General features: G+C 73.3%; 12 protein-coding genes. 5 read left to right on the forward strand and 7 right to left on the reverse strand.

What is annotated here, in order from left to right; translation table 11 throughout:
• Positions 1–13 precede the first annotated feature (13 nt).
• The 7 genes from CHB94_RS20620 to rpmB form a co-directional block, all read right to left on the reverse strand.
• Positions 14–742 carry a TIGR03943 family putative permease subunit gene (locus tag CHB94_RS20620; protein ID WP_089338434.1) on the reverse strand — a complete coding sequence of 243 codons (729 nt, stop codon included), beginning with the start codon at positions 740–742 and terminating at the stop codon, positions 14–16.
• Positions 743–752: 10 nt separating this feature from the next.
• Complete coding sequence (locus CHB94_RS25815; RefSeq protein WP_217899412.1) at positions 753–944, reverse strand: hypothetical protein; 192 nt, start codon at positions 942–944, stop codon at positions 753–755.
• A complete protein-coding gene (locus tag CHB94_RS25820) occupies positions 929–1,837 on the reverse strand; it encodes a permease (protein WP_368073873.1) in 909 nt (302 codons plus the stop codon). The genes CHB94_RS25815 and CHB94_RS25820 overlap by 16 nt, the downstream gene beginning before the upstream one ends.
• 94 nt (positions 1,838–1,931) lie before the next feature.
• Positions 1,932–2,150, reverse strand: a complete 219-nt coding sequence (gene rpsR, locus CHB94_RS20630; protein WP_254920810.1) for a 30S ribosomal protein S18 — start codon at positions 2,148–2,150, stop codon at positions 1,932–1,934.
• Positions 2,147–2,449 carry a 30S ribosomal protein S14 gene (gene rpsN / locus CHB94_RS20635; RefSeq protein WP_089338436.1) on the reverse strand — a complete coding sequence of 101 codons (303 nt, stop codon included), beginning with the start codon at positions 2,447–2,449 and terminating at the stop codon, positions 2,147–2,149. The genes rpsR and rpsN overlap by 4 nt, the downstream gene beginning before the upstream one ends.
• Position 2,450: 1 nt before the next feature.
• Complete coding sequence (gene rpmG / locus CHB94_RS20640) at positions 2,451–2,618, reverse strand: 50S ribosomal protein L33 (RefSeq protein ID WP_089338437.1); 168 nt, start codon at positions 2,616–2,618, stop codon at positions 2,451–2,453.
• Positions 2,618–2,884 carry a 50S ribosomal protein L28 gene (rpmB, locus tag CHB94_RS20645; RefSeq protein ID WP_089338438.1) on the reverse strand — a complete coding sequence of 89 codons (267 nt, stop codon included), beginning with the start codon at positions 2,882–2,884 and terminating at the stop codon, positions 2,618–2,620. Before rpmB ends, rpmG begins: the two co-directional genes overlap by 1 nt.
• Positions 2,885–2,965: 81 nt before the next feature.
• Here rpmB and mrf point away from each other — a divergent pair, with 81 nt between their 5' ends.
• From mrf to CHB94_RS25430, 5 genes are all read left to right on the forward strand, one after another.
• The gene (gene mrf, locus CHB94_RS26610; protein ID WP_089338439.1) at positions 2,966–4,234 is read left to right on the forward strand and encodes a ribosome hibernation factor-recruiting GTPase MRF; all 1,269 of its coding nucleotides are present in this window, start codon (positions 2,966–2,968) and stop codon (positions 4,232–4,234) included.
• The gene (locus tag CHB94_RS20655) at positions 4,234–4,485 is read left to right on the forward strand and encodes a type B 50S ribosomal protein L31 (protein ID WP_089338440.1); all 252 of its coding nucleotides are present in this window, start codon (positions 4,234–4,236) and stop codon (positions 4,483–4,485) included. Before mrf ends, CHB94_RS20655 begins: the two co-directional genes overlap by 1 nt.
• Positions 4,486–4,488: 3 nt before the next feature.
• Complete coding sequence (rpmF, locus tag CHB94_RS20660) at positions 4,489–4,650, forward strand: 50S ribosomal protein L32 (protein WP_089338441.1); 162 nt, start codon at positions 4,489–4,491, stop codon at positions 4,648–4,650.
• A 75-nt stretch (positions 4,651–4,725) separates the two neighbouring features.
• A complete protein-coding gene (locus CHB94_RS25425) occupies positions 4,726–5,919 on the forward strand; it encodes a hypothetical protein (RefSeq protein WP_176445674.1) in 1,194 nt (397 codons plus the stop codon).
• Positions 5,919–6,212, forward strand: a complete 294-nt coding sequence (locus CHB94_RS25430; protein WP_176445675.1) for a helix-turn-helix domain-containing protein — start codon at positions 5,919–5,921, stop codon at positions 6,210–6,212. Before CHB94_RS25425 ends, CHB94_RS25430 begins: the two co-directional genes overlap by 1 nt.
• Positions 6,213–6,848 lie beyond the last annotated feature (636 nt).

Consider the following 6,848-nt stretch of genomic DNA (forward strand, 5'->3'; position numbering starts at 1 on the left):
CTCCTCGCCCCAGTCAGCCCTGGTAGGTGTTGGCCGGCGCCTCGATCGGGATCACCGAGCGCGGGGTGATGACGGCCTCGGGGTAGCCGCTCCTGGGGTGCGGTCGAGGTGGCGCCCAGGAGCCGATGACCTCGACCCACTGGTCGGCGACGAGGTCACCCTGCTCGCCGTCGACGGCGACGGTGAACGCCACGGCGTCGGCCGCGCAGCAGTTGATCCCGATGCGGGAGACGTACCAGCCGCCACCTTCCCGCGGGGTCACGAAGCCGGTCAGCCGGACGAGTCGACCGTGGAGCGCACGGGTGTCCGCGGCCAGCGCGTGCAGCGAGTAGTTGAGCAGGGTCATGGTGCGGTGGTCCTCGCCGGGGTCGTTCGCGCCGATGCCGAGGGCCTGGTGGTCCTCGGGGACGACGACCTGCTGGGCCTGGCGGTCGGCGGTGAACGGACCGAGCGCGGGCGGGGCGACGAGCAGCACCACCGCCACGGGCAGGAGCAGCAGCCAGGCCACCCGCGGGGCGGCATGGCCGTGGTCGTGCCCTCCGGCCGCGGCTGCCTCCGAATGGGGGCGGGACCGCTCGCGGACCACGCCGATGAGTCCCAGCGCCAGGAGGACGACAGAGGCCAGCAGCAGCAACGGCCGGAAGCCGGGCTGGACGTAGGCGAGGTGGGCGTCGCCGAGCGCGACGCTCAGGGTGACGCCGCCGAGGAGAAGGAGCACCAAGTACTGGGTCAGTCGGTCCACGGCCGGCTCCTCACCACACGACCCACGCGACGGCGAGCGCCGAAAGGCCCGCGACGACGAGGGTCACCGGCGCGAACCGCAGCGCGAACCGGCGTCCGAAGGTCCCCGACTGCAGCGCGATCAGCTTGACGTCGACGACCGGCCCCACCACCAGGAAGACCAGCCGCGAGGTGAGGCTGAAGGACGTCAGGCTGGCGGCCACGAAGGCGTCGGCCTCCGAGCAGATGGCCAGGACGACCGCAAGGAACGCAGCACCACGACGGACAGGACAGGAGAGTCCGCGACCGAGTCCAACCACGCCCGGGGGACGGCGACGTTCAACGTCGCGGCGGTGAGCCCGCCGACCACCAGGAAGCCACCGGCGTGCAGCAGGTCGTGCCCTGCGGCGTCCCGAAAGACCTCGAGGCGGCTTGCCCCCGGCCGGCCACCGGACCGACGGGGCAGCCGCAACCACTCCCCCCGCCCGTAGCCGGTCCACAGCCACCCCATGACGACGGCCACGAGCAGGGAGGCGGCGAAGCGGGCGGCCACCATGAACGGCTCGTCAGAGAAGGCGACGGCGGTGGCGACGAGCACCACCGGGTTGATCGCCGGCGCTGAGAGCAGGAACGCCAGCGCGGCCGCCGGCGCGACCCCGCGACGCACCAGGCTCCCAGCGACCGGCACGGAAGCGCACTCACAGCCGGGCAGCACCGCACCGCTCAGCCCCGCCACAGGAACAGCGAGCGCCGGCCGCCGTGGCAGGGCCCGCTGGAAGAACGACGGCGGGACGAAGGCACTGATGGCCGCGGACAGCAGCACCCCGATCCCCAGGAACGGCAGCGCCTGCAGGCAGACCCGCGACGAAGATCGTCGACCAGGCCTGCACGGCGGGATCGTCGAAGAAGCCGGGTCGCAGCCAGCGGAGCACCAAGATGAGGACCAGGAGGCCCACGAACACGTCGGTCGCCGCCCGGGATCGACGACGGCCAGAAGCCGGTGGCACCAGCTCGGCGGGCGGAACGGCCGGCGGACCAGTCGAGGAACCGGACACGCGCACTCCCCCACTGCGACATGGCTGCCACCGACCGACCGACACCGTCTCATGCCGGTCATCTCCCCAGGAGGCAGGCCGAGGCCGGCGGCGTGGCACACCGCCACCCCCGACCGGGTCGCCGAGGCGCGGCGGGCACCTCGGCGACCGGCCCGCTCAGCGCCGCGTCGTCGGGTACGGCAGGAGCGCCATCTCCCGTGCGTTCTTGATCGCGCGGGCGACTCGGCGGTGCTCGTCGGCGTCGAGGCCGGTGACCCGGCGTGCGCGGATCTTGCCGCGGTCGGAGATGAACGTGCGCAGCAGCGCGACGTCGTGGTAGCTGACCGGCCCGTCTAGCCGAGGCCTGCGCCGCGGGCGACCGGGGCGCGGGCTCACCAGCTGGCCTTGCGGATGCCGGGCAGCTGGCCGTCGTGGGCCATCTGCCGGAAGCGGACGCGGGAGAGCCCGAACTTCCGCAGGTGGCCGCGGGGGCGGCCATCGGCCGCGTCGCGGTTGCGCAGCCGGGTGGGGCTGGCGTCGCGGGGCAGCCGCTGCAGCGCGTGCTGCGCGTCGGCGCGCTCCTCGGGGGTGGCAGCAGCGCGGACGGCGGCCTTCAGCGCCGTCCGTCGTTCGGCGTACCGGGCGACCACCTCCCTGCGCTGCTGGTCCCGGGCGATCTTCGAGGTCTTGGCCATGTCAGCGTTCCTCCCGGAAGTCGACGTGCCGCCGGACGATCGGGTCGTACTTGCGCAGCACGAGGCGGTCGGGGTCGTTGCGCCGGTTCTTGCGGGTCACGTACGTGTAGCCGGTGCCGGCCGTGGACTTGAGCCGGACGATCGGCCGGATGTCGGTGGCGCGCGCCATCAGCTGCTCCGGCCCGGGCCGAGCCGGCGGCGCACGTCGGGGTCGGTGGCGCGCAGCCGGGCCACCACCGCCTCGATGCCCTGGGCGTCGATGGTCTTGATGCCCTTCACCGACACGGTGAGCCGGATCCACCGGTTCTCGGCGGGCAGGAAGAAGCGCTTGCGCTGCAGGTTGGGGTCGAAGCGGCGGGACGTGCGCCGGTGGGAGTGGCTGACGGCCTTGCCGAAGCCGGGCCGGCGGCCGGTCACCTCGCAGTAGGTGGCCACGGTCGAACACCTCCAGGGTGGGGTCTGCGGACGTTCACAGCCTAGATGAAAACGGTTGTCGTTTTTGTTTAGGGTGGGGGCATGACGGATTCCCGCACGCCCCTCGTGCTTCTCAGCGGCCTGCACCGGCGGCTCGCCGCCCAGGTCGGCACAGCACTGCTGGACCGGCCGGGCACCGTGGTCGTCCACCACGACGTCAGCCAGCTCGGGCAGGGCGCCGTTCTCCGGACCCAGCGGCACCGCACCGGGAACGCCGTCGCCGAGCAGGCCACCGCCGTCGAGCTGGCTCACGGCTGCCTGTCCTGCACCCTGCGGCTGGACCTGCTGCCGCTGCTGCGCGCCCTGGCCCGGCGGAACGACGTGACCCGGGTCGTCCTCCACCTGGATCCGGCGCTCGAGCCCGAGCACCTGTGCTGGTCGGTCGCCAACGTGCTGCTGGACGACGAGACCGGCGGCACGCCGGAGACCGCCGGCGACTGGGTGCGGGTGGAGGGCGTCCTGGCGGTGGTCGAGGCAGCGAGCTGGCTGGACGACGTCACCGGCGGCGACGACCTCGCCGACCGGGGACTGGCCGCCACGCTCGATGACGACCGCACCCTGGCCCAGGTCGCGCTAAGCCAGGTGGCCTTCGCCGACGCCGTGGTGCTGGCCGGCCCGCCGGCCGACGCCTGGGCCGGCGCCCGGCTCGACGCCGTCCTCGACCGGCTGGTCCCCGGGGTCCCGCGCGCCGACGTCCGCGTGCACCCGGACCGCCTGCTGACGGCCGTTCCCGCCGGCGCCCGCCGCGGGCGGATCTCCACCGCGCACGACCCCCTGCTGGCGGGCCAGCCCCCGCTGGGCGAGGACTGCGGCGTGCAGCTGGTCCGGTTCAGCCCGGACCGGCCGCTGCACCCCGGCCGGCTGCATGAGGCCCTCGACCTCCTCCTCGACGGGGTCGTCTGCAGCCGCGGCCGGCTGTGGCTGGCCAGCCAGCACGACCGGGCCGTCTGGCTGGAGTCCGCCGGTCAGGGACTGCGGGTCGGGGACGCCGGCCCGTGGCTGGCGACGCTGGACGACGCCGCCTGGGCCGACGTCGACCCGCAGCGACGGGTGGCCGCCGCCCTGCGCTGGGACCCGGTCCACGGCGACCGGCACACCGAACTGGTCGTCCTCACCCACCGGCAGCCCGCCCTGGCGATCACCGCCGCCCTGCACGCGGCCGCCCTCACCGACGAGGAGTGGACCGCCGGCCCGGACGCGTGGCGCCGCTACCCGGACCCCTTCGGCACCTGGCACGAGGACCCGTGCGAGGCATCCAGCCCCACCGACGACAGCAGCACCCACGTGACCAACCGAGAGGAGCGCTCCTGATGCGCCGAGGAATCCACCCCGAGTACCGCACTGTCGTCTTCCGCGACGCCGCCAGCGGGGCCACCTACCGCACCCGGTCCACGGTGGCCACAGACCAGACCATCGAGCTGGACGGCGAGACCTACCCGTTGGTGATCGTGGACATCAGCGCGGCCTCGCACCCCTTCTGGACCGGCAACCAGCGGGTGCTGGACACCGCCGGCCGGGTCGAGCGCTTCCTCCAGCGCTACGGCACCCGCGGCCGGGGCTGACCGATGGCGGTCCCCAAGCGGCGCACGTCCCGGTCCCGGACCCGGTCCCGCCGCGCTCGGTGGAAGGCCAGCCCGGTCCCGCTCGTGCGGGTGCGGATCGACGGCGTCGAGCAGCTCGTGCCGGCCCGCCTGCGGAAGGCCGCCGAGCGGGGGTTCCTGCGGTGACCCGCCGCGCCCCCCGTACCGCAGACCCTCTCGACAGCGCCCTGCGACCCCGGCAGTCCGCTCCTCGCGCTGTGCGTGGGGCACCGGTGCTCAGCGCTGCGGGGCCTCGCCGGCACGCAGGACAGCGTCGCCGAGCTGCAGGAGACCGTGCGGTGCACCCGGGGAGCCGTCCTGGTCACCGCCGGCTGCCTCGGCGCCTGCGCTCTCGCCGCCGTCGCCGCGGTCGCCCACCGCGACGCTCCCACCGGGCGGTCGAGCCGCACGGTGTGGCTGGCCGGCGTCCACGAGGCGCCCCGGGCCGAAGCCCTGGCCGGCTGGATCACCGCGGGCGGCCCGGCGCCGGACGGCACCCCGGACGCCGACCTGCCCGTCGTGGCCTGCTTCTACTTCTACCTCTGGGACGTCGACTTCGGGCCGGCGTTCATCAAGATCTGCGCCTACTTCCCGTATCCGGCCAAGATCTGGCTCAACGGGCACGAGTGGGCCAAACGGCAGGCCACCCGGGCGGGCATCGGGTTCACCGAACTGTCCAACGGGTTCGCCGCCGCCGAGGACCCGGACCGGCTGCAGGCCCTCTGCGACCGGCTCGGGCCCGGCACGATCGGGGTGTTCGCCGAACGCTGGTTGTCGGTTCTGCCGACGCCGCTGACCGACGCCGACCGGGAAGCCGGCTACTGGTGGGAGCTCTCGATGCGCCAGGTCGAGGTCTCCCGCACCATCGTGTTCACCCAGCCCCGGCACGCCCGCGGGTTCTTCGAGGCGCTCGGCGCCGACGACCTCGACATCGGCCGACCCGACCAGGTCGAGTTGATCTTCTCCGGGCGCCGGTACGGCGAGGCCGCAGACCGGCCGTTCCGGAGACCTTCACGACCAAGGTCGTCACCCGCGGCGTCGACGTCACCGTCAACGCCTTCTACAAGCACTCCCGGATCAAGCAATACCTCAAAGACGGCCGCGCGCTACGCATCGAAACCGTCGTCACCGACCCCTACGACCTGGGCTGCCAGCGCCGCCTGCCCAACCTCGAGGCGCTGCAGACCAAGGCCCGTGACGCCAACCGCCGACTGCTCGATACTGAACGGGTCGGCCAGGGCTGCGTCCTCGCGAGTCCAGCCTTTGAGCGGATCGCGCACCCCACCGTCACCATGGAGGGGCGGAGGGCCCCGGCCCTGCGGTTCGGCGACCCTCGGGTCCAAGCCCTGGCCGGCGCCCTCTGCTCCAGCCTGCTCGCCGTCACCGGCCTCACCAACAAGAGCCTGCGCGCCTTGATGACCGGACTTATCGGCGGCGACTACAGCATGAACCGCGCCAGCTACGACCTCACCCGGCTGCGCCGCAACGGACTGATCACCCGCGTTCCCGGCCGCAACCTCTACCAGCTCACTCCCGACGGCCAAGCCTTCGCGATCTTCTACACCAAGGTGCACAACCGCGTCCTGCGGCCGCTGCTCGCGACCTCCGCACCGCAGGCGCCGCCACCGCTCCGCGCCGCGCTGCGGACCATCGATCAGCAGGTCAACGCCCGCTTCGATCAGGCCCGACTACCGATGGCGGCGGCCTGAAACTCTGGCCAAGTGCCAAAGTGCCAGCGACCAAGGGTCGCCAGCGGCCCTCCTCGGCCACCCACGCATCGCCTGACGGCGGGCGCACGCCTGCGGCCAATTACTCGCCGGCGCGCGCCCGCCGTGATGGTCTACAGCACCTTCCGGCCGACCGTCACGACGTACGCCCCGCCGCGGCTGCCAGCGCCCGCTGGAAGACCTCGACGGGCTGGGCGCCGGAGACGGCGTACTTCCCGTTGAAGAGGCCAACGGATCCCTGACCCGACTGTCGCGCACCGTCGACCGACTGGACAAGCGCGGCTGGGGTCACCCGCCGGCCCGATCCGGAGAACGGCCGGGTCACCCTCGCCGTCCTCACCGACGCCGGCTGGGACAAGATCGTCGCCACCGCGCCCGGGCACGTCGCCGAGGTACGCCGACTGGTCTTCGACCCGCTGACGAAGGCCCAGGTGCGCCAGCTGCGCGAGATCGCCACCCGGATCGGGCAGGTCGTCCACCCCGACGGCTGTCCGCCGGAGTTCCCGGCACCGAACACCGACTAGGGCGTGTCTGGCGGATCTTGGCTGGCAGGGGTCCGCAGCCAGATCTTGATCGAGGCGACGTCGATGGTGCCTCGGAAGACGAACTCGCGTTTGT

It is taken from the genome of Blastococcus mobilis (assembly GCF_900188025.1).
GTDB classification, from domain to species: Bacteria; Actinomycetota; Actinomycetes; order Mycobacteriales; family Geodermatophilaceae; genus Blastococcus_B; species Blastococcus_B mobilis.